The following is a 21,878-nucleotide window of genomic DNA, read 5'->3' on the forward strand; positions in this document are numbered from 1 at the left end:
CTTAGCGCTTGAGATGGCGAGCGGCCTCAAGCGCAAAATAGGTCAAGATACCATCTGCTCCAGCACGTTTAAATCCGAGCAGTGACTCCATCATGACCGCATCATGATCAAGCCAGCCATTTTGGGCAGCAGCTTTGATCATGGCGTATTCGCCGCTGACCTGATAGGCATAGGTTGGGTAACCGAAGGCTTCTTTGATGCGATAGACGATATCGAGGTAGGGCATGCCGGGCTTTACCATCACCAAGTCAGCACCCTCGCTAATATCTAAGCCAACTTCGCGGATGGCTTCATCGCCGTTAGCAGGATCCATTTGGTAGGTCTTTTTATCCGCCTTGCCAAGATTGCTCGCCGATCCAACGGCATCTCGGAAGGGACCATAAAACGACGAGGCGTATTTGGCCGCATAAGCCATGATGCGCGTATGAATTAATCCTTGATTTTCAAGGGCAGAACGAATCGCTCCAATTCGGCCATCCATCATGTCGGATGGGGCAACTATGTCTACACCCGCTTGGGCATGGCAGAGCGCCTGCTTAATGAGGATCGTGACAGTTTCATCATTCAAAATCCGATGCTGTTCATCGAGCACACCATCTTGACCATGACTGGTATAGGGATCAAGCGCAATATCGGTCATGATGCCAAGGGTGGGAAAGCGTTTTTTGAGCTCCATCACTGCGCTTGGAACAAGGCCCTTTGGATTAAATGCTTCAGCACCGTCGTTGCTCTTTAGTGATGCATCGATTACAGGAAAGAGTGCCATTACTGGGATGCCAAGGGCTAGGCATTCTTCAGCCACATGAAACAAGCGATCAAGCGACATGCGCTCAATACCTGGCATCGAGTTGACCGCTTGGGTTTGATTACTTCCAGGTAGTAAGAAAACGGGATAGATTAGATCGTCAACCCTTAGATGATTTTCTTGAACGAGACGACGTGACCAATCATCACGGCGCATCCGACGGGGGCGATAGGCAGGATATTGAGACATGCAAATACTCTCTAATCAGGATAGGGTTAGGCGATGTTGCGCTCTGGAAAAAGCCATTGTTGAATAAGTGTATCGCTTTCCGAAAGACCGACCCGTTTTGTGCTGGAGAACAGTTGAGCTGTAATCTGTGCAGGGGCAAATTGCTTAATTTGTTCTGAGATGGCTTGCAACAGGGCGCGGTTTTCGGAGAAAGTTTGTTTGTCTGACTTACTTAACAAAATGTGGATAGGTTTTTGGGTCACGCTAAACCAGGCAATCATTTGTTCATCAAGTTCGGTTAGTCCCCGTCGCGCATCCACAATTAAGATCAAACCAACCAAATTTTTACGGGTTTGGAGGTAGCGGCTCAAGATCTCGTTCCAGTGGGAGCGCGTTGCCTCCCCAACTGCGGCATAGCCATAGCCTGGCAGGTCGACCAAATACGCCAGTAGCTCATCTTTGGCATAGATCCCAAAATAGTTAATGTGCTGGGTTCGGCCCGGAGTTTTGCTCGCAAAAGCAAGGCGCTTTTGATTGCATAAGATATTGATTGCACTGGATTTTCCGGCATTAGAGCGACCCGCAAAGGCGATCTCAGGAAGCTCACCCTGGGGAAGCGTTTGGAGCTCATTGACCGTGGTAAAAAAGCGGGCTTGGTGCAGTTTAGACATGAATGGAAGCTATTGTAAAATCACATGAATTTCGTTTGAACATTTCAAAGTAGGCTAGGTACCCATAATGCGCTATAGCAGCAAATTCTCCAAATTAAATATCTCTGCCCTGATGGCTGTTTTAGTTGGTGGTTTTATATCGTTCGCTCATGCGGCTGAGCCTGCAAAAGCTGACGCCCCAACAATGACTACTAGTGCACCAACTCCAGCAGTGATCAAGGCAGATGCTGCTGCAGGAGATGCTCTTTATAACAATGGCGACCCTAAGCGTGGAATCGTTTCTTGTGTCGGTTGCCATGGCCCAAATGGAAATAGTGGGGTTGCGTCATGGCCTAAATTGGCTGCCCAGCATACGGCTTACACAGTGAAGCAACTTAAGAATTACAAAGATGGCACCCGGATGAATCCTGTCATGATGGGAATGGTCGCAACTTTGACCGATCAAGATATGCTCAACTTGGCTGCGTATCTCAATAAACAAGAGCTGAAGTTGGGTACTGCGCAAAACAAAGACACCATTGCATTGGGACAACGGATTTATCGTGCAGGTATTGCTGAGAAAGGTATTCCAGCATGCTCAGGCTGCCATAGTCCGAATGGCGCTGGTATTCCTGCTCAGTACCCTCGTTTAAGTGGTCAATGGGCAGATTACTCGATCTCACAATTGATTGCATTTAGAGAGGGTACGCGCAAGAACAGTGTGCAAATGAGCACGATTGCTACCAAGATGTCTGACGCTGAAATGAAAGCCGTCTCGGATTACATGGCTGGGTTGCGTTAATCGAATATTTCGATTAATTAGCTCGGCCCAATCGTTCGTTCATTCGCAAAGAGGCTATTTACAGACTCCCGCTCTCTGACCAAGTAAGCCTGGTCGCCGTCGACCATGACCTCTGCGGGCCGTCCCCGGGTGTTGTAGTTTGAAGCCATTACAAAGCCGTAGGCACCGGCTGACAAAATAGCCAGCACATCGCCTTCTTGAACAGCAAGGGCGCGATCCTTGCCTAACCAATCGCCTGACTCACAAACAGGACCAACTACATCATAAGTGATTGCTTTACCAATTCCACTTTTGATAGGAACGATCGCATGATAGGCATCGTATAGAGCTGGTCGCATTAAATCATTCATGGCGGCGTTCACAATGCAGAAGTTTTTATCTGCACCAGTTTTAAGATATTCAACTTGCGTTAATAGCACTCCCGCATTTCCGACTAAGGAGCGACCCGGTTCCAAAATGACATCCAAGTGCCCAAAGCCACGCTCATCCACACGATTGAGTAGGGTGTTCGTAAACTCGGTGATATCGGGTGGTGCGTCCGAGCCGTAGTCGATCCCAAGGCCACCACCAAGATCGAGATGATGAATGACAATGCCATCACGTTTGAGTTGATCGATGAGATCAAGGACTTTATCAAGAGCATCGAGGTATGGCGATGTGCTAGTAATTTGGGAACCAATATGGCAATCAATGCCAACAATATCAATGTGGGGCAGTAGCGCCGCCTCTCGATACGTTTTTAGAACCTCAAAATAGGCAATCCCAAATTTATTATCTTTGAGACCCGTGGAAATATACGGATGGGTTTGCGCATCTACATCAGGGTTCACGCGCAATGAAACTGGGGCGCGAAGACCCAAACTCTTAGCAATGGAATTAATACGCTGCAGTTCAGGGATGGATTCGACGTTGATGCATTTGACGCCAACCGAGAGGGCAAATTTAATTTCATCAGCGGATTTGCCGACTCCAGCAAAAACCATACTTTTTGGATCGGCTCCAACGTGAAGGGCTCGAGCGAGTTCGCCGCCGCTCACCAGATCAAATCCAGCACCTAATTGTTTGAGCTCATCTAAAACAGCGAGATTACTATTAGCCTTGACGGCGTAATGAATTCTGGCGCGGCGACTGCCGTTTGCACGGATACAGGCAACATCATAGGCGCGGTATGCCGTACAAATTGCATGCTTACTGTAAACATATAGAGGGGTGCCATATTGATTCGCTAAGGCAGATAGCGAAACACCTTCAGCAAACCACTCTCCATGGTGTTCAGTAAAGCCAGTTAATGATGGAATGGAATGCGTCATTACTTTGGCGAGCTCGTATTAGTGGGGGTCGATAAACCTGATTCTTTAGGAGGGTACAGAGTACCTTTGGGCTCCGGTTGGGTGGGCGCTGGTGGAACGGGCGGTGGGTTGGGTAAAAACAAAGGTCCTCTAACCCCACATCCAAGTAGGGACAGCAACGCAACGTAAACTGGAATCTTAACTACAATCAATATCATCTGTTTAATCACCGGAATTTGAATATAGCATGCAGAACACCCCTTCATCCCAGATTGACAAAATTGACGATAAGCAATTTCATCAACTGGCTAGCCATCTATTGCAATCGATTGAACTATCGCTGGAAAATGCCGATGAGCGTTTAGATCTCGACCTTGATATTGCTCGTCAAGGGGGCAATGTGATTAATATTGTTTTTCGGGATCGTAGTGTGGTTGTGGTGAATACCCAGCCACCTCTCCATGAAATTTGGGTGGCCTGTAAAGCCGGAGGATTTCATTACCGTTGGGCCGGAATGATGAACCAGCCACTCTGGCTGGATACAAAAACTGGTAATGAGTTGCTTGCCGATTTATCCCGTTTTGTAAGTGACCAGGCTGGGCAGACAGTTGAGATTAATTTACTTGGTTAGTCGTTAAGACCTGTTCAACAATTGCATCATCAACCGCTTCAATTTTTGCTTTGCCAATTCTCTCAAGGGTGATGTAGCGAATTTCCCCACCCTCGGATTTTTTATCGATGCGCATTAAATCAAAGAAACGGCTGTTTCCAAGTTTGGGTGCGCAATCCGGCAGACCCATTGCCATAACGAGTTTTTTGATACGACTTACTTCCTCGGTTTTTAAATAACCCAGACGAGAAGATAAATCAGCCGCCATCACCATTCCACATCCCACGGCCTCACCATGCAGCCATTCTCCATAGCCTAAGCCAGATTCAATGGCATGGCCAAAAGTATGACCAAAATTTAAGATGGCACGAATCCCAGATTCCTTCTCGTCGGCGGCCACTACTGCCGATTTAATTTCGCAAGAACGCTCGACCGCATGACTCATGGCGCCACTATCGCAATTTAATAGTTCTTGACGGTGCGCTTCAATCCAATTAAAAAATTCAGTGTCTGCAATTGCGCCGTGTTTGATGACCTCCGCCAAGCCAGCTGATAGTTCTCTTGGCGGGAGTGATTTGAGGGTATCAAGGTCAGCAATAACCGCAACCGGCTGATGAAAGGCGCCAATCATATTTTTACCAAGCGGGTGATTAATCCCAGTCTTACCGCCTACCGAAGAATCAACCTGAGCCAATAAAGTCGTGGGTACTTGAACAAATTGAATGCCGCGCATAAAGCTAGCCGCTGCAAACCCCACCATATCACCAATCACGCCACCACCGAGAGCAATTAGTACTGATTTTCGATCAGCGCCATGCGTTAATAAAGCATCAAAGATTTTCTGTAGGGTAACCCAGTCTTTATACGACTCCCCATCGGGCAGGACAATTTCATGAACTGACTTCGCGTCGCCTGAAATGGTTTGGATCAACGTCTTACTATAGAGGGGCCCTACGGTCGTGTTGGTCACCACGAATACCGATTTGCCGGTAATCCAAGGTTTAAAGAGTTCCGGCTTTTTGAGAAGTCCCGAGCCAATGTAAATAGGGTAGCTGCGCTCACCGAGCGATACATTCAGAGTTTTCATGGGGCTAATTCAAGTTGCATGAGTAAAGAGCTTACGAGTTGATTGACGCTTGGTTTACCAGTTTCAATAATAAAGTCCGCGATTTTGCGATACAGTGGATCGCGAATGGCGTATAAGTTTTCTAAGATTGCTTTTGAGTCCCCATGTTGCAACAGGGGGCGACCTTCACCACCTTTAGTACGATGCCAAAGTTCAATTGGGTTGGCATGTAGATAAATGACCGTACCACGTTCAGCTAGTACCTTGCGGTTCTCTGGGAGTAATACTGCACCACCGCCGGTGGCGAGCACAATCGATTGCTCGCGGGTTAGCTCATCAATAATTTGTGCCTCGCGTTTACGAAAACCTGCCTCACCTTCCATCTCAAAAATAGTTGGTATTTTGACCCCGCAGCGCTCTTCAAGTGCGTGGTCAGAGTCAATAAAGCGCCGCTCAAGCTTGCGGGCAATTAATTTCCCCACCGTTGATTTGCCAGCCCCCATCAGCCCAATCAGAAAGATATTGGAATTTTTAATGTCCATTTCATCATTCTATTCGGGTTTATCTAAGATAGTAGGCGTTAAAAAGACGAGAAGTTCTGTTTTATCTCGCAAAGTTGATTGATGTTTGAACAGATGCCCAATCAAGGGAATATCACCTAAAAGCGGGATTTTGATAGTGTCATCACGTTCTGTAGTTTGATAAATACCGCCTAAGATGACGGTACCGCCATTCTCAACACTGACTTCGGAGCTCAGATTCTTGGTATCGATAGCGTAACCTTGTTCGGTCTTCATGCCCACGCTATCTTTATTAATGGCAACCAATAAAGAGACTTTGCCGTCATGATGAATCTTGGGAATCACCTCGAGACGCAAGTTCGCTTTACGGAATTGAATTTTGTTACCTCCATTTGAAGAGGAGGTTTGGTACGGTAGTTCAGTACCTTGTTCAATAGTTGCTTTCACCATATCGGCGGTCATGATGCGGGGATTGGACAATATCTTGCCCTGTCCATCGCTCTCAAGAGCACTTAATTCCACATCGAGAAGACGTGTGGCATTTTTACTAAGAAGGGTCGCCGCGGCAGTCACTGGCTCAAATCCACTAAGGCCGCCAGCCCCAAGTGGTGATCCTAGTGCAAACGAACCCTGAACCCGATCGCCCCCTTCGGGGAGATTCTTTGCTTGCGAGCGCAAGCCAAGCTTGGCGCCAAGATTACGTGCAAAGCGATGGTCAGCTTCAACAATCCGCGCCTCAATCAAAATTTGCCGGGGTGTGCCATGATGCTCGCCCCCAAAGGGGAGTGCTGAGTCATCCCGACGTTGTTTTTGGAAAGCGTTGATTTCTTGATGCGGTGCAATCCAATAGACCCCCTGATTGCGTATGAACCGCAAGCCTCGGCTTGCCAAGATCGTTGATAACGCAGTTTGCCATGGAACATCGACAAGCTGAACATCAATACTTCCTTGAATACTAGGACTTAATACAAAATGCGTATTGCCAAGTTGCCCCAATACATGGAGCAAATCCACTAGTGGCATCTCTTTTGCTGAAATACTAATTGGAGTATTCAGTGCAGCATTACCACTGGCCGCGTGGTATGCAAATGTGTTTTGTGGGCCAAGTAAAAGCCAAATCCAACAGTATCGAAATATCACATGCTTCATGGCGAAATCAGCACCACTTGCTTTCCTCCGGGACCCTGTAAGGTGACCTGGGACTGGTCAAAGTGGGTGATCTGCCAGGAAGGTTTAGCAAACCCATGTTTTGCAAAGAGTCGACTTTGTTGGCCATCGTGAAGCATCACGAAGGCGCCATCCTTATTCTTGCTAATACCCAAATGACGCCATTTCTTTAAATCGACCTCATCGGGATCGGGGATAACTGATCGCTTCGTTTCTTTGACAGAAATGTATCGCTTTGCTTGGATCTCCTCCAGAAACTCCATCATCTGCTCTAGATTTTCGTCAGCCTGGCTATGAAGTTCGTCAATTTGGCTTTGAATTGTCAACAACTCTTTCTTCATAGCTGTTTGGTTTGGTTCACCCTGGCCAAGTTCAGCAATTTCCCGAACCTGGATGGTCAAATAGACTAAAGTCACAAGAATCGCTATAAAACTAATTCCAGCAATGAGCATTCCTGGGTGAAGCGATGCTAGGGGCAATTCTTTGAAGGCGTTAAGGCCTGGCCAGGATTGGCTCATTTGATTGTGCCTTGGTGCCTGGTGCTTGCTTTGTAAATGATCAGCCTGGGTTTCATGCTCCAAAATAGCAGGATCGTTGCCCAGACTTTGCAAGGTTTCGTCAAAATCCTCTCGTTTGATATTGCGATAGACCATGCCCTATTGTGTTGGTGGGCGCTAGTGATTGAAATCAGCAAAACCGGATTGATTGATCGGCCATTCTTGCAAATGCTGTAGGACCATATAATTTGGGGATGGCTAATCCACCGAGCAAAAAACCGCCTTTCCAACGGGGCTCGGGCACTCGTTTTTCTGAGAAGTCAGGTGCCAGCCCACTAATTAAAGCCTTATTGATTTTGATGGTGGTGCTTGGCTTGTTATTTACCATGTTAGTCGCCTACGCATTCATTATTGCGAAGCCAAACTTACCGAACATTTCAGCGCTAGTGGATTACAACCCCAAAGAGCCATTACGGATCTATACCGCCGATAAGGTATTAATAGGTGAGTTTGGAGAGGAACGGCGAAGCGTTGTCCCTCTCAATGAAATCCCTGTCTATTTGAAGTATGCAGTGATCGCGATTGAAGATGATCGTTTCTATAGTCATGGCGGCGTTGATTACTGGGGCGTATTGCGAGCAACTTTAGCCAATTTAAGAGGAAGCCTCTCCCAAGGGGCGTCGACCATCACCATGCAGGTGGCACGTAATTTTTTCTTAAGCAATGAGAAAACCTTCAGTCGCAAGCTTTATGAAGTGCTACTTGCCTGGGAGATCGAGGCCCAATTAACCAAGGACAAGATTCTTGAGATTTACATGAATCAAATTTATTTGGGGCAACGCGCCTATGGATTTGCGAGCGCTTCCAAAATATATTTTGGTAAGGAACTCAAGGATATTAGCATTGCAGAGGCGGCGATGCTAGCAGGCCTCCCAAAGGCACCCTCTGCCTATAACCCGGTTAGTAACTATAAGCGCGCCAAGATTCGTCAAGAATATATTTTGCAGCGCATGCGCGATCTCTCATACATTACGCCAGCCGATTATGAAAAGGCGATGGCTGAGACCATTAAGATTCGAGGCCTAGGAAAAGAATTTGATACTCGCGCTGATTTTGTTGCTGAGATGGCCAGACAACTCCTTTTTTCTCAGTACGGTGACATTATTTATTCGCAAGGTATCAATGTTTACACCACGGTCTTAAAGGCAGACCAAGATGCTGCCTATGCTGCAGTTCGCAAGGGTATTTTTGACTATGATTTGCGACATGCGTATCGCGGCCCAGAGGGGTTTATTGAGTTACCCGAAGACCCTGTAAAGCGCCAGCGAACGATTGATGACGCCTTGCTTGATTACCCGGCGCTTGATGAATTGCAATCCGGGGTTGTATTGGAGGCAAGCCCCAAAGAATTAAAAGTCATGATTGCAACTGGTGAGCAAATCACCATTAAAGGCGATGCATTAAGACTTGCAAGTGCTTCATTATCCGAATCCGCACAGCCCAAGCGACGCATTCGTCCGGGCGCAGTGGTTCGACTGCTCAACGATGACGGGGTTTGGAAGCTGGCTCAATTACCTCAAGTCGAGGCTGCTTTTGTGGCTCTTGACCCTAACGATGGAGCAATCTTGGCCTTGGTTGGTGGATTTGATTTTCGTCGTAATAAATTTAATCACGTAACCCAGGCGTTTCGTCAACCAGGCTCGGCATTTAAACCCTTTGTTTACGCAGCTGCTCTCGAGCGGGGTTTAAGTCCTTCAACCATGGTGAATGACGCACCATTATCGATTGGGGCATTGGAGACTGGCAGTCAAGTGTGGCAACCCAAGAACTACGATGGCAAGTTCGATGGGATGATGCGGTTGCGAGCTGCATTGGCGAAGTCTAAAAATTTAGTATCGGTTCGGGTAATTCGCAAAATAGGCCCTTCGTATACCCAAGAATTTATTCAGCGCTTTGGTTTTGAGCCTGAGAAGCATCCGCCATATCTTACGATGGCCCTTGGCGCAGGTTCAGTCACACCTTTGCAAATGGCGAGTGCTTATAGCGTCTTTGCAAATGGCGGCTATTTCGTGAATCCCTATTTGATTGATAAGGTCACGGATGCAAAAGGTCAAACCTTGTTTGAGGCTAATCCGGTGCGTGTTGGAAAAAATGCGATTCGTGTATTGGATGAGCGAACGACCTTTGTGATGGATAGTATGTTGCAAGAAATTACAAAGACTGGAACCGCAGCGCGTGCCAGGCCTGCTTTAGGTCGTAACGATATCGCTGGAAAAACCGGTACAACGAATGATTCACACGACGCATGGTTTGCTGGTTACAACCCTCGGGTTGCGGCAGTGGCTTGGATTGGTTTTGATAACCCAAGAAGCCTCGGCGACCGTGAGACGGGTGGCGGCTTAGCATTGCCTGTCTGGATTAACTTTATGTCGGTCGCTCTACGAGGCGTCCCCGAGATAAACCGCACCCCTCCACCGGGAGTTTCTGAGTACGACGGCGATTGGATTATTCCTGAGTTCGCTCCCTTGGGCGGCGTTCGCCAAATTAACTAAGTAAAGATGGCCCGTAAAGCACGCTTGGTTATTGTTGGACAAGCGATGCATCTTTTGGTTCGTGGTCACAATCGTCAAATCATATTTAGCCATGATGCGGATTGCCGAATTTATCTTGACTGGTTACGTGATGCTGCTAAAGAGTTTGGATGTGCCGTTCATGCTTATGCCTTGATGCCAAACCATGCACACGTATTAGCCACCCCCCGTTTTGAATATTCCTTATCCAAAACGATGCAATCCTTGGGTCGCCGCTACGCGCAATACATCAATCGACAACAAGGGACTTCGGGCACGATTTGGGAAGGTCGCTTTTGTTCTTCCCTGATTGATCCAATGTATGCCTTACGAGTCCAGCGCTACATTGAACTTAACCCTGTGCGCGCCGGACTGGAATCTCGTGCTGAGGACTGTAAAAACACTAGCTACCAAAGCCATATCGGGGGCAAGGGTGAGACTTGGCTAACCGATCACCCAAGCTTCTGGGGTTTAGGCAACACCCCTTTTGAGAGGCAGCTGGCCTGGGTGGCTTTTGTGAGGGAGGGGGCGCCGCATCATGAGGATCGGGCAATTACTGAGCATTTAATCCGCTCAAGACCCTGGGTAAGCCCTGAATTTATCAAGCAAAATCCTAAGATGAGCCTGAATCAATGGCAGGTCAAGCCGCGTGGAAGACCAAAAAAACTTTAAGTCTGTCCCTATTTAATTTAATTTCTATTCTTCCGCCATTATATAAATGGGACAGAGTCATTAAATTTCTATTGCATCCCTTAGTGGATTCCCCTATATTTACCCTCCCGGCCTCTATTTGAAGCAATCCATGGGGATTGCCGGCCGCATGACCAATTTGGATTAAATATGAATCATCTCGAGTTACGTCCGTCCGCCCAAGGTCTCTACGACCCTCAAAATGAACACGATGCCTGTGGCGTTGGTTTTGTGGCACACATCAAGGGCAAGAAATCCCATGACATCATCACTCAAGGATTAAAGATCCTCGAGAACCTCGATCATCGAGGCGCCGTAGGTGCTGACCCACTGATGGGTGACGGCGCCGGAATACTGATTCAAATTCCTGATGAGCTGTATCGCAGCGAGATGAAAAAGCAGGGGGTCGAGTTGCCACCCGTTGGCGAATATGGCGTTGGCATGATCTTTTTGCCTAAAGAGAACGCGTCACGCTTAGCGTGCGAGCAAGAGTTAGAGCGCACAGTACGTCAAGAAGGACAAATTGTATTGGGTTGGCGCGATGTGCCGATCGATCGTGCGATGCCGATGTCGCCCACCGTGAAAAAAACCGAACCAATCATTCGCCAAATTTTTATCGGGCGTGGTCGCGACATCATGACCACCGACGCACTCGAGCGTAAGCTCTATGTGATTCGTAAAACAGCAAGTCATGCGATTCAAGATTTGCACCTCAAGCACGGCAAAGAATATTTTGTGGCATCAATGTCTGCGAGAACCGTCGTGTATAAAGGCCTCTTATTGGCTAGTCAAGTGGGCGCCTATTATTGCGATCTTAAAGATCCCAAAGCAGTGTCAGCTCTAGCATTGGTGCATCAGCGCTTCTCAACCAATACCTTCCCAGCGTGGGAACTAGCTCACCCATACCGTTTGCTTGCTCACAATGGTGAGATTAATACGGTGAAGGGGAACGTGAACTGGATTAATGCGCGCACGGGCGCGATTAGCTCGCCTGTACTAGGCGATGATTTACAAAAGCTATGGCCATTGATTTATCCAGGCCAATCGGATACCGCCTCCTTTGATAACTGCCTTGAGCTTTTGGTGATGGCTGGTTATCCGCTTGCGCAAGCCATGATGATGATGATTCCAGAGGCATGGGAGCAGCACACCCTCATGGATGAGAACCGCCGCGCCTTTTATGAGTACCACGCTGCCATGATGGAGCCATGGGATGGCCCCGCGGCGATGGCATTTACTGATGGGCGTCAGATTGGCGCCACCTTGGATCGCAACGGCTTACGACCAGCACGCTATTACGTGACCGATGATGATTTGGTCATCATGGCTTCTGAAGCTGGTGTGTTGCCGATTCCAGAAAATAAGATTGTGCAAAAGTGGCGCTTACAGCCTGGCAAGATGTTCATGATCGACATGGATCAAGGCCGCATCATTGATGATGTGGAGTTAAAGAACTCGGTCTCTAAAGCCAAGCCATACAAGAGCTGGATTGATGCGGTGCGCGTGAAGCTCGATGAGTTGGATGTGAGCAAAAAAGACACTCAGGATGATGCGAAACACATTCGCCCCGCAGCAAAATTACTCGATCGTCAGCAAGCATTTGGTTATAGCCAGGAAGATCTCAAATATCTGATGGCACCGATGGCACAGAATGCAGAAGAAGCAATTGGGTCGATGGGCAACGACAGTCCACTTGCGGTTTTATCCGATCGCAGCAAGTCGCTCTACAACTACTTTAAGCAATTGTTTGCTCAAGTTACTAATCCTCCAATCGATCCGATTCGTGAGAATCTGGTGATGTCTTTGGTGTCCTTTGTTGGACCAAAGCCCAACCTATTAGATACCAACAATATCAATCCCCCGATGCGTTTGGAGATCAGTCAGCCGGTCTTGGACTTGGATGACATGACCAAGGTGCGTCATATTGAACATTACACCGGTGGTAAGTTCCGTTCGTATGAATTAGATATTTGTTATCCAGTTGCCTGGGGCAAGGAGGGCATTGAGGCGCGTTTAGCCTCCTTGTGCGCTGAGGCAACCGATGCAGTGCGCAGCGGTTTCAATATTTTAATTGTGAGCGATCGCCAAGTGGATCGCGAGCATATGGCGATTCCTGCACTCTTGGCAACCTCGGCGATTCATCAGCATTTGGTGGAGCGCGGTTTACGAACCAGCACTGGCTTAGTGGTGGAGACTGGTAGTGCCCGCGAGGTTCATCACTTTGCCTTACTTGCAGGGTATGGCGCGGAAGCGATTCATCCCTATTTGGCGATGGAGACCTTGGCTGAGATGGCCAAAGGCCTCTCAGGCGACTTATCGTCTGAGAAAGCGATTAAGAACTTTGTCAAGGCGATTGGTAAGGGCTTGCAAAAGGTGATGTCGAAAATGGGTATTTCGACTTATATGTCCTATACCGGATCGCAAATCTTTGAAGCGATTGGCCTTAATCATGAGCTCATTGATAAGTATTTCAAAGGCACCTCATCAAATGTTGGTGGAATTGGTGTGTTTGAAGTTGCTGAAGAAGCCTTACGGATGCACCACTCTGCGTTTGGTGATGATCCTGTATTGGCTGATATGTTGGATGCGGGTGGAGAGTACGCGTATCGGGTACGTGGTGAAAAGCATATGTGGACACCCGATTCGATTGCAAAATTACAGCATGCGACTCGCACCGGGCCAGAGAAAGGCTATCAAACCTATAAAGAGTATGCCAACCTGATTAATGATCAGAGTAAGCGTTTGATGACTTTGCGAGGATTATTTGAGTTCAAGATTGATCCGAACAAAGCCATTCCCCTTGATGAGGTCGAGCCCGCCAAAGAGATTGTGAAGCGCTTTGCAACCGGTGCGATGTCCTTAGGTTCAATTTCGACCGAGGCCCATGCAACCTTAGCAATCGCGATGAATCGTATTGGCGGTAAATCCAACACGGGTGAGGGCGGCGAAGATCCAAATCGCTATGTCAATGAACTCAAAGGGATTCCGATTAAGAAGGGTGAGACCCTCGCTAGTATTTTGGGCAAGGATGTCGTTGAGGCAGATATTCCATTGCAAGACGGCGACTCATTGCGTTCGAAAATTAAGCAAGTTGCCTCTGGGCGTTTTGGTGTGACCACTGAGTATTTGCGTTCAGCCGATCAGATTCAAATTAAGATGGCCCAAGGCGCAAAGCCAGGCGAGGGCGGTCAATTACCAGGTGGCAAGGTCTCGGACTATATTGGACGTCTGCGATTCTCAGTACCAGGCGTAGGTCTGATCTCGCCACCACCGCATCACGACATTTATTCGATTGAAGATTTGGCGCAACTCATTCATGACTTAAAGAACGTCAATCCACAAGCCGATGTTTCAGTAAAGCTTGTCTCAGAGGTGGGTGTTGGCACGGTGGCAGCAGGCGTGGCCAAAGCAAAGTCGGATCACGTCGTGATTGCTGGTCATGATGGTGGTACAGGCGCATCTCCTTTGTCATCGATTAAGCATGCTGGCACACCGTGGGAGTTAGGTCTTGCAGAGACCCAGCAAACATTGGTACTCAATCAGTTGCGTAGTCGTATTCGTGTACAAGCCGATGGTCAAATGAAAACCGGCCGTGATGTCGTGATTGGTGCATTACTAGGCGCTGATGAATTTGGTTTTGCTACAGCGCCTTTAGTAGTTGAGGGGTGCATCATGATGCGTAAATGCCATCTCAATACTTGTCCAGTAGGTGTTGCGACTCAAGACCCCGAGTTGCGTAAGAAGTTTTCAGGCAAACCCGAGCATGTCGTGAATTTCTTTTTCTTCATTGCTGAAGAAGTGCGCGAGATTATGGCACAGCTCGGAATCCGGACGTTTGATGAGCTGATTGGTCGTGTTGATCTATTGGATACGCGCAAGGGCGTTGATCATTGGAAGGCGCAGGGCTTGGATTTCAGTAAAGTCTTTGCTTTGCCCAATGTTTCACATGACGAGCCTCGTCACCAAACGCTCACTCAAGATCATGGTTTAGGTGCTGCGCTTGACCATACCTTGATCGAAAAGAGTGAGCTAGCCTTAGAGCGTGGCGAGAAGGTCTCTTTCATTGTGCCGATCCGCAACGTCAATCGTACGGTGGGGGCGATGCTCTCTGGTGAGTTAGCAAAACGCTATGGGCATTTGGGTTTGCCTGATGACACGATCCATATTCAGTTAAACGGTACGGCTGGACAAAGTTTTGCAGCATTCTTGGCGCGCGGAATCACCTTAGATCTCGTGGGCGATGCGAACGACTATGTCGGCAAGGGATTGTCGGGCGGGCGCGTTGTGGTGCGTGCGCCCCATGAGTTCCGGGGCGACGCGTCCCAAAACATTATTGTGGGTAACACGGTGTTGTATGGCGCGATTGAAGGCGAGGCATTTTTCAATGGCGTGGCGGGTGAGCGTTTTGCAGTGCGTAACTCCGGATCGATTGCAGTTGTCGAGGGCACCGGTGACCATGGATGCGAGTATATGACTGGCGGCACTGTAGTGGTGCTTGGTAAAACTGGCCGTAATTTTGCTGCAGGCATGAGCGGTGGTGTTGCCTATGTCTTTGATGAAGACGGACTCTTTGAGAAGCGTTGTAATACCACGATGGCAAGCTTGGAGAAAGTGCTGCCATCGTCGGAGCAGATTGCGAATATGCCTAAATCCACATGGCATGCACCAGTCAATGTCAAAGAGGGCGGCGAGCGTCAAACCGATGAGCAAATTCTAAAGACACTGATTGAGCGCCATTTCCGGTACACCGGATCAGAGCGTGCCAAGGCATTGCTAGCTGATTGGGACAAGTCGCGCGCGCGTTTTGTGAAGGTATTGCCTACTGAATATAAGCGGGCTCTCGGTGAATTGTGGGAGCGTGCTCAAGGGCAAGATCAAACCAAGCCTGTGATGGCTTGATCACGTGAATTGATTAATGAAGAATCTTTGGAGTAGGTATGGGTAAAGTCACTGGATTTATGGAATTTGAGCGGGTCGAAGAGACCTATGAAGCGCCGGTCAAACGAATTCATCATTACAAAGAATTTGTAGCTGCGCTATCGGATGCGGATGCAAAAGTGCAAAGTGCACGTTGTATGGATTGTGGGATTCCGTTTTGCAACAACGGCTGCCCCGTGAACAACATCATTCCTGACTTTAATGATTTGGTTTATCACAACGATTGGAAAAATGCGATTGAGGTTTTGCATTCTACGAATAACTTTCCGGAGTTCACCGGCCGTATTTGCCCAGCACCATGTGAGGCAGCGTGCACTCTTGGGATCAACAAGCTACCAGTGGGCATCAAGTCGATTGAGCATGCCATTATTGATAAGGCCTGGGCTAACGATTGGGTAAAACCACAGCCACCTAAAACCAAGACTGGTAAGAAAGTTGCCGTGGTTGGATCTGGTCCCGCAGGAATGGCAGCGGCTCAACAGTTAGCACGAGTTGGTCACGATGTCACCGTTTATGAAAAGAATGATCGGGTCGGTGGTTTACTGCGTTATGGCATTCCCGACTTCAAGATGGAGAAGTGGTTGATTGACCGACGGGTTGAGCAAATGCAAGCCGAAGGTGTTACTTTTGCAACCGGGGTTTTTGTCGGTAAAGAAACGCTAGGCAAAGAAGTAAAGAACTATGCTCAAAAAACGGTAAGCCCGGATGAATTACTCAAGAGCTTTGATGCGGTCATTATCAGTGGCGGCGCTGAGCAACCCCGCGATTTACCAGTCCCCGGTCGTGAGTTAAGTGGAATTCATTTTGCTCTGGAGTTTTTAATTCCACAAAATAAGGAAGTGGCTGGCGATCTCAAAAATGAGATTCGGGCAACAGATAAGCATGTGGTTGTGATCGGTGGTGGTGACACCGGTTCGGATTGCGTAGGCACATCCAATCGGCATGGTGCAAAGCATGTTACGCAGTTTGAGTTATTACCTCAGCCACCTGAAGAAGAGAATAAGCCTTTAGTTTGGCCCTATTGGCCCACTAAACTTCGCACCTCGTCTTCACATGAAGAGGGCTGTGAGCGCGACTGGTCGGTTGCTACTAAGCGGTTTGAAGGCAAAAACGGCAAAGTAGAAAAACTCATTGGGGTGCGTTTAGAGTGGAAAGACGGCAAGATGAGTGAGGTCCCAAATTCAGAGTTTGAAATCAAGGCTGATTTAGTTTTACTCGCCATGGGTTTTGTTTCCCCAGCACAGCAAATCTTAAATGCTTTTGGTGTAGAAAAAGATGCGCGCGGTAATGCAAAGGCTACGACGGATGGTCATCATGCCTATCACACCAATATACCCAAGGTGTTTGCGGCAGGCGATATGCGGCGCGGCCAATCCTTAGTGGTTTGGGCAATCCGGGAGGGTCGCCAATGCGCCCGTGCGGTCGATGAGTATTTAATGGGATCGTCGGTATTGCCCCGATAATCAAGTCATGCCCACTAATCTGACCTTAGGTGCGATTGATTTGCCCGTTGTCTCCATTCGGGGGGTGGATTTTTCATATGCCCCGGGTGAGCGTCAAATTTTGGGTGGGCTTCATATGGAGTTTCGCCGCGGCCAGGTGGTTGCGGTGATGGGTGGTTCGGGTTGCGGTAAGACCACAGTATTGCGATTGATCGGCGGACAGGTGACAGCTCAAACGGGTTCGGTGGAGTTTGAGGGTCGTGAGATTTCTGCGATGAATAGTGATGAGCTGATGCAGGCTCGCCGTCGTATGGGCATGCTATTTCAGTTCGGTGCCTTGTTTACTGATTTGAGTGTGTTTGAGAATGTTGCTTTTCCATTGCGCGAGCACACGAACCTAAGCGAAGAGCTGATTCGTGATTTGGTGCTGATGAAATTAAACGCAGTGGGTTTACGCGGCGCTCGCGATTTAATGCCATCGCAGATTTCAGGGGGGATGGCAAGACGGGTTGCGCTAGCGCGGGCGATTGTTTTGGACCCGCCTCTCATCATGTACGATGAGCCATTTGCGGGACTTGATCCAATTGGTTTAGGGATTACAGCGCGATTAATCCGCAATCTCAATGATGCCTTGGGTGCAACCAGTATTCTGGTGACACACGATGTCGAAGAGACCTTCGAGATTGCAGACTACGTGTACTTTATTGCCAATGGCAAGATTGGGGCGCAAGGTACGCCCGATGAACTCAATCGCTCAACCGATCCCTTTGTTCGCCAGTTTTTAGATGCCTCACCAGAAGGGCCGGTGCCGTTTAATTATCCAGGCCCGGATTTAGCTAGTGATTTTGGATTGCACCGTTAATGAATCTCGAACCAAGCTCTAAGTCAAATCCAATCACGAACACACTGGGCGATCTCGGATTTTTTATTCGTAAGAATATTACTGGCCTTGGGTATGCCGCTCGGATGTTTGTCTTGGTGCTGATGCGTTCTGGCGGGTTGCTTAAACGACCGCGCCTAGTATCGGATCAAATTTTGTTCGTTGGTAATTATTCGTTTGTGATCATTACCGTATCAGGTTTATTTGTTGGTTTTGTATTAGGGTTGCAAGGCTATTACACCTTAACGCGTTATGGTTCCGAGCAGGCTCTGGGATTGTTGGTGGCTTTGTCATTGACACGTGAACTGGGCCCCGTGATTACTGCTTTATTGTTTGCGGGTCGTGCTGGCACTTCGCTCACAGCGGAGATTGGTCTTATGAAAGCCGGAGAGCAGTTATCCGCCATGGAGATGATGGCTGTAGATCCATTACGTCGGGTAATCGCGCCGCGTTTATGGGCCGGGATTATTGCGATGCCAATTTTGGCCACCATCTTTACTGCGGTTGGTGTTTTGGGTGGCTATCTAGTGGGCGTACCCCTGATTGGGGTCGATAGCGGTGCATTTTGGTCCCAAATGCAAGGTGGTGTTGATTTATTTGATGACATTGCCAATGGCTTTATCAAAAGCATTGTCTTTGGGGTGGCCGTGACATTTATTGCCCTTTATCAGGGGTATGAGTCAAGGCCTACTCCGGAGGGAGTGTCGCAAGCGACTACGAGGACTGTGGTTCTCTCGTCTTTAGCAGTGTTGGCATTGGACTTTTTATTGACCGCGATGATGTTCTCCAATTAAAGCGTAGGACAAGATCGGAATAAACTAGGATTCTTATGAAAAAAAGTGCAATTGATATTTGGGTCGGGTTATTCGTAACGATCGGTATGTTAGCCATGCTTTTTCTGGCACTTAAGGTGGGCAATATGAGTGCTGTGTCATTTGCGCCAACGTATACGGTCTCGGCCCGCTTTGACAATATTGGTGGCTTAAAGCCGCGTGCACCGGTAAAAAGTGCTGGCGTTGTGGTCGGCCGTATTGCCACCATTCAGTTTGATGACACGACCTATCAGGCTACAGTGACGATGACGATTGAAAAGGCCTATCAGTTTCCCAAAGATTCGTCGGCAAAGATCTTAACATCAGGATTGTTAGGCGAGCAATACATTGGTCTTGAAGCGGGTGGTGATGAGCAAATGCTCGCCGATGGGGGCAAGATCACCCAAACCCAATCCGCTATTGTTCTAGAAAATCTCATTAGCCAATTTCTATACAACAAGGCAGCGGATACCGGGCAAGATAAAGGCGATACCAAGTCAGGCACCAAATAATCTCATTATTTAAGAACTAAAACCATTGTGATTTTTCTAAAGCGCTTGTGCGTTACTCTTCTGAGCCTTTGCATCATCGGATGTGCGAGTATCCCGGCGGGCAGCGAGCCATCGCCGCACGATCCTTGGGAGTCCTTTAATCGCTCAGTTTTCTCTTTCAATGAAGGATTGGATGAGTATTTGTTAAAGCCAATCACCAAAGGCTATCGATTTATTCTGCCAAAGCCAGCGCAGCAAGGCATTGATAACTTTTTTGGTAACTACCGCGACATCTACACTTCCGTGAATAATTTATTGCAAGGTAATGTCAGTATGGCCTTTAGTGATCTAATGCGGGTGGTCGTTAATACCATTTTTGGATTAGGTGGGTTTATTGATATGGCCACACCGGGTGGCTTAGAAAAACACAAAGCGGATTTTGGGCAGACCTTTGGTGTTTGGGGTGTTCCGCCAGGACCCTATGTGGTCTTGCCGTTTTTTGGGCCAAGCAATGTACGCGATACCTTTGGTACCGCAGTCGATTTAGAAACCGATTATCTTTTCCGTCTCTTGCCGGACGTAGCCTTGCGTAATAGTTTGACGGGATTGCGGATTGTTAATGCCCGTAATAACTACTATGAGGCAGGCGATCTTTTGGAAGGTGCGGCGATTGATAAGTACACCTTTACACGTGATGCCTATATTCAGAGGCGTCAGTATCAAATTGATCAGGCTAAAGAGGGTAAGGAGCCTCCCGCCCCAGTCTATGAGAACCCCTACGAGTAAATGGTTCAAAGAGACTAAAATTGTTTCTTTACCTTTTTGATCGGTTTATCGTGAAAACAGCCTTTCTAACATTTTTTGCCTTTTTGCTTTCAGGCGCGCTTGGGATTGCCAACGCCCAAAATGCACCAGACTCTAATACACCTGATGGTCTTATCAAAATGATCGTGGCTGATGTGATGGCCTCCGTGAAAGCCGACCCTGAAATCCAGAAAGGCAATATTCCTCGCGTCGTGGATTTAGTCGAAAAGAAAATTGTTCCCTACACGGATATGCGCAGAACCACGCAATTGGCCATGGGAAGAAATTGGAGTAAGGCAACCCCAGAGCAGCAAAATCAATTGATTGCCGAGTTCAAGTCTTTATTGATTCGGACTTATTCAGGAGCCTTAAGTCAGTTGCGTGATCAAACGGTTCAATACAAACCCTTTCGTGCAAATCCGAGTGACACCGATGTGATCGTTCGCACCGTGGTGATTGGTAAATCAGATCCCATTCCCTTGGACTATCGCCTTGAGAAAACCAATGATGGCTGGAAAGTTTATGACATTAACATTATGGGGGCTTGGTTAATTGAGGCTTACCGAAATCAATTTACCAATCAAATTAGCCAAAACGGTGTCGAAGGCCTGATCAAGTTTTTGCAAGAGCGCAATGCGATGTTGGCAGGTAAGAAGTAAATATGAGTTTTGCTTTACCTCACCAAGTTAACCAGACGAATGCCGAGAAGATTACAAAGCAGGGTAGTGAGGCATTTACTAAGGATTATCAAGTCGATTGTTCTGCCCTGTCTGACTTTGATTCAAGTGTGCTGGCGGTTTTGCTCGCATGGCGCCGCCAGCTGCAAGAGCGTAATCAATCCTTGGTGGTTTTAAATCCTCCTGCGAAGTTAAAAGTGCTCGCCGGTGTCTACGGAGTGACTGATCTTTTAGGACTTCAATAATTTATGCAGTCCGCAGTTTTAGTCGAGCATTTAAGTAAATCGTATGGTTCATTGCAAGCCCTCAAGGATGTTTCTTTAGATATCAAAGAGGGCGAGTTTTTTGGATTGCTTGGCCCCAACGGCGCTGGTAAGACCACTCTCATTTCTATTTTGGCTGGTTTGTGCCGTCCTGATTCTGGTCGTGCATTCATTATGGGCACGAATGTGCAAACTAATTTTATTGAGGCGCGTCGTTTACTCGGTGTGGTTCCTCAAGAGCTGGTGTTTGATCCTTTTTTTACAGTGCGCGAGACCTTGCGGTTTCAATCGGGTTACTTTGGGATTCGGAACAATGACGATTGGATCGATGAGATCATGACGCATCTCGACTTAACCAGTAAAGCCAACAGTAATATGCGTTCGCTCTCTGGGGGTATGAAGCGGCGCGTTCTGGTCGCGCAAGCCCTGGTTCACCGTCCTCCAGTGATTGTGTTGGATGAGCCAACTGCTGGGGTGGATGTCGAGCTACGTCAGTCCCTCTGGAAATTTATTAGTCGGCTTAATCAAGATGGCCATACCATTTTGCTCACCACGCACTATTTAGAAGAGGCTGAATGTTTATGTGGTCGGATTGCGATGCTCAAGTCTGGTCAAGTGGTGGCATTGGATACTACTCAAAATTTACTCGCACGCTACGGATCCCATAAGGCGCAAGCAGGTCAAGAGGTCGATCTTGAGGATGTATTCATTCAGATCATGGCGGGGGAGTAGTCGC

Annotated in this window: 20 protein-coding genes; 13 read left to right on the forward strand and 7 right to left on the reverse strand. The window is 48.0% G+C overall.

What is annotated here, in order from left to right; genetic code table 11:
- Position 1: 1 nt before the first annotated feature.
- Together hemB and yihA are read right to left on the reverse strand one after the other, a co-directional pair.
- Positions 2-994 (reverse strand): porphobilinogen synthase, encoded by a 993-nt coding sequence (hemB, locus tag QUE66_RS00415; protein ID WP_286223786.1) that lies wholly within the window; start codon positions 992-994, stop codon positions 2-4.
- A 26-nt stretch (positions 995-1,020) separates the two neighbouring features.
- Positions 1,021-1,644: a ribosome biogenesis GTP-binding protein YihA/YsxC gene (gene yihA, locus QUE66_RS00420; protein ID WP_286223787.1), complete on the reverse strand. Its 624-nt coding sequence runs from the start codon at positions 1,642-1,644 to the stop codon at positions 1,021-1,023.
- Between the two features lie 67 nt (positions 1,645-1,711).
- On the opposite strand from yihA, the gene QUE66_RS00425 reads away from it, so the two are divergent.
- Complete coding sequence (locus QUE66_RS00425; RefSeq protein ID WP_286223788.1) at positions 1,712-2,425, forward strand: c-type cytochrome; 714 nt, start codon at positions 1,712-1,714, stop codon at positions 2,423-2,425.
- A 17-nt stretch (positions 2,426-2,442) separates the two neighbouring features.
- Here QUE66_RS00425 and lysA read toward each other — a convergent pair whose 3' ends face one another.
- Positions 2,443-3,735: a diaminopimelate decarboxylase gene (gene lysA, locus QUE66_RS00430; protein ID WP_286223789.1), complete on the reverse strand. Its 1,293-nt coding sequence runs from the start codon at positions 3,733-3,735 to the stop codon at positions 2,443-2,445.
- A gap of 226 nt (positions 3,736-3,961) precedes the next feature.
- Between lysA and cyaY the strand changes: the two genes are divergently transcribed.
- Positions 3,962-4,345 (forward strand): iron donor protein CyaY, encoded by a 384-nt coding sequence (gene cyaY, locus QUE66_RS00435; RefSeq protein ID WP_286223790.1) that lies wholly within the window; start codon positions 3,962-3,964, stop codon positions 4,343-4,345.
- On the opposite strand, the gene aroB is transcribed toward cyaY, so the two are convergent.
- From aroB to QUE66_RS00455, 4 genes are read right to left on the reverse strand one after another with little or no spacing between them, the layout of a single operon-like run.
- Positions 4,329-5,411: a 3-dehydroquinate synthase gene (gene aroB / locus QUE66_RS00440; RefSeq protein WP_286223791.1), complete on the reverse strand. Its 1,083-nt coding sequence runs from the start codon at positions 5,409-5,411 to the stop codon at positions 4,329-4,331. The genes cyaY and aroB overlap by 17 nt on opposite strands.
- Complete coding sequence (locus tag QUE66_RS00445; protein WP_286223792.1) at positions 5,408-5,932, reverse strand: shikimate kinase; 525 nt, start codon at positions 5,930-5,932, stop codon at positions 5,408-5,410. The genes aroB and QUE66_RS00445 overlap by 4 nt, the downstream gene beginning before the upstream one ends.
- 9 nt (positions 5,933-5,941) lie before the next feature.
- Positions 5,942-7,060: a secretin and TonB N-terminal domain-containing protein gene (locus tag QUE66_RS00450; protein ID WP_286223793.1), complete on the reverse strand. Its 1,119-nt coding sequence runs from the start codon at positions 7,058-7,060 to the stop codon at positions 5,942-5,944.
- Positions 7,057-7,731, reverse strand: coding sequence for a hypothetical protein (locus QUE66_RS00455; RefSeq protein ID WP_286223794.1), 675 nt, complete (start codon positions 7,729-7,731; stop codon positions 7,057-7,059). The genes QUE66_RS00450 and QUE66_RS00455 overlap by 4 nt, the downstream gene beginning before the upstream one ends.
- Positions 7,732-7,829: 98 nt before the next feature.
- On the opposite strand from QUE66_RS00455, the gene QUE66_RS00460 reads away from it, so the two are divergent.
- The 11 genes from QUE66_RS00460 to QUE66_RS00510 all read left to right on the forward strand — a co-directional run bounded on the left by QUE66_RS00460 (position 7,830) and on the right by QUE66_RS00510 (position 21,874).
- A complete protein-coding gene (locus QUE66_RS00460) occupies positions 7,830-10,127 on the forward strand; it encodes a penicillin-binding protein 1A (protein WP_286223795.1) in 2,298 nt (765 codons plus the stop codon).
- A gap of 6 nt (positions 10,128-10,133) precedes the next feature.
- Positions 10,134-10,817 carry a transposase gene (locus QUE66_RS00465; RefSeq protein WP_286223796.1) on the forward strand — a complete coding sequence of 228 codons (684 nt, stop codon included), beginning with the start codon at positions 10,134-10,136 and terminating at the stop codon, positions 10,815-10,817.
- A gap of 168 nt (positions 10,818-10,985) precedes the next feature.
- Positions 10,986-15,734, forward strand: coding sequence for a glutamate synthase-related protein (locus tag QUE66_RS00470; RefSeq protein ID WP_286223797.1), 4,749 nt, complete (start codon positions 10,986-10,988; stop codon positions 15,732-15,734).
- Positions 15,735-15,772: 38 nt separating this feature from the next.
- The gene (locus tag QUE66_RS00475) at positions 15,773-17,236 is read left to right on the forward strand and encodes a glutamate synthase subunit beta (protein ID WP_286223798.1); all 1,464 of its coding nucleotides are present in this window, start codon (positions 15,773-15,775) and stop codon (positions 17,234-17,236) included.
- Positions 17,237-17,243: 7 nt separating this feature from the next.
- Entirely contained in the window at positions 17,244-18,077 is an 834-nt protein-coding gene (locus QUE66_RS00480) for an ABC transporter ATP-binding protein (protein WP_286223799.1), read from the forward strand.
- A complete protein-coding gene (mlaE, locus tag QUE66_RS00485) occupies positions 18,077-18,889 on the forward strand; it encodes a lipid asymmetry maintenance ABC transporter permease subunit MlaE (RefSeq protein ID WP_286223800.1) in 813 nt (270 codons plus the stop codon). Before QUE66_RS00480 ends, mlaE begins: the two co-directional genes overlap by 1 nt.
- A gap of 35 nt (positions 18,890-18,924) precedes the next feature.
- The gene (gene mlaD / locus QUE66_RS00490; protein WP_286223801.1) at positions 18,925-19,419 is read left to right on the forward strand and encodes an outer membrane lipid asymmetry maintenance protein MlaD; all 495 of its coding nucleotides are present in this window, start codon (positions 18,925-18,927) and stop codon (positions 19,417-19,419) included.
- 27 nt (positions 19,420-19,446) lie between these two features.
- Complete coding sequence (locus QUE66_RS00495; RefSeq protein ID WP_286223802.1) at positions 19,447-20,184, forward strand: MlaA family lipoprotein; 738 nt, start codon at positions 19,447-19,449, stop codon at positions 20,182-20,184.
- Positions 20,185-20,231: 47 nt separating this feature from the next.
- Positions 20,232-20,861, forward strand: coding sequence for an MlaC/ttg2D family ABC transporter substrate-binding protein (locus QUE66_RS00500; protein ID WP_458574694.1), 630 nt, complete (start codon positions 20,232-20,234; stop codon positions 20,859-20,861).
- Between the two features lie 2 nt (positions 20,862-20,863).
- The gene (locus tag QUE66_RS00505; RefSeq protein ID WP_286223804.1) at positions 20,864-21,124 is read left to right on the forward strand and encodes an STAS domain-containing protein; all 261 of its coding nucleotides are present in this window, start codon (positions 20,864-20,866) and stop codon (positions 21,122-21,124) included.
- 3 nt (positions 21,125-21,127) lie between these two features.
- Positions 21,128-21,874: an ABC transporter ATP-binding protein gene (locus QUE66_RS00510; protein ID WP_286223805.1), complete on the forward strand. Its 747-nt coding sequence runs from the start codon at positions 21,128-21,130 to the stop codon at positions 21,872-21,874.
- Positions 21,875-21,878: the final 4 nt, after the last annotated feature.

It is taken from the genome of Polynucleobacter sp. HIN6, from assembly GCF_030297575.1.
GTDB lineage: Bacteria > Pseudomonadota > Gammaproteobacteria > Burkholderiales > Burkholderiaceae > Polynucleobacter.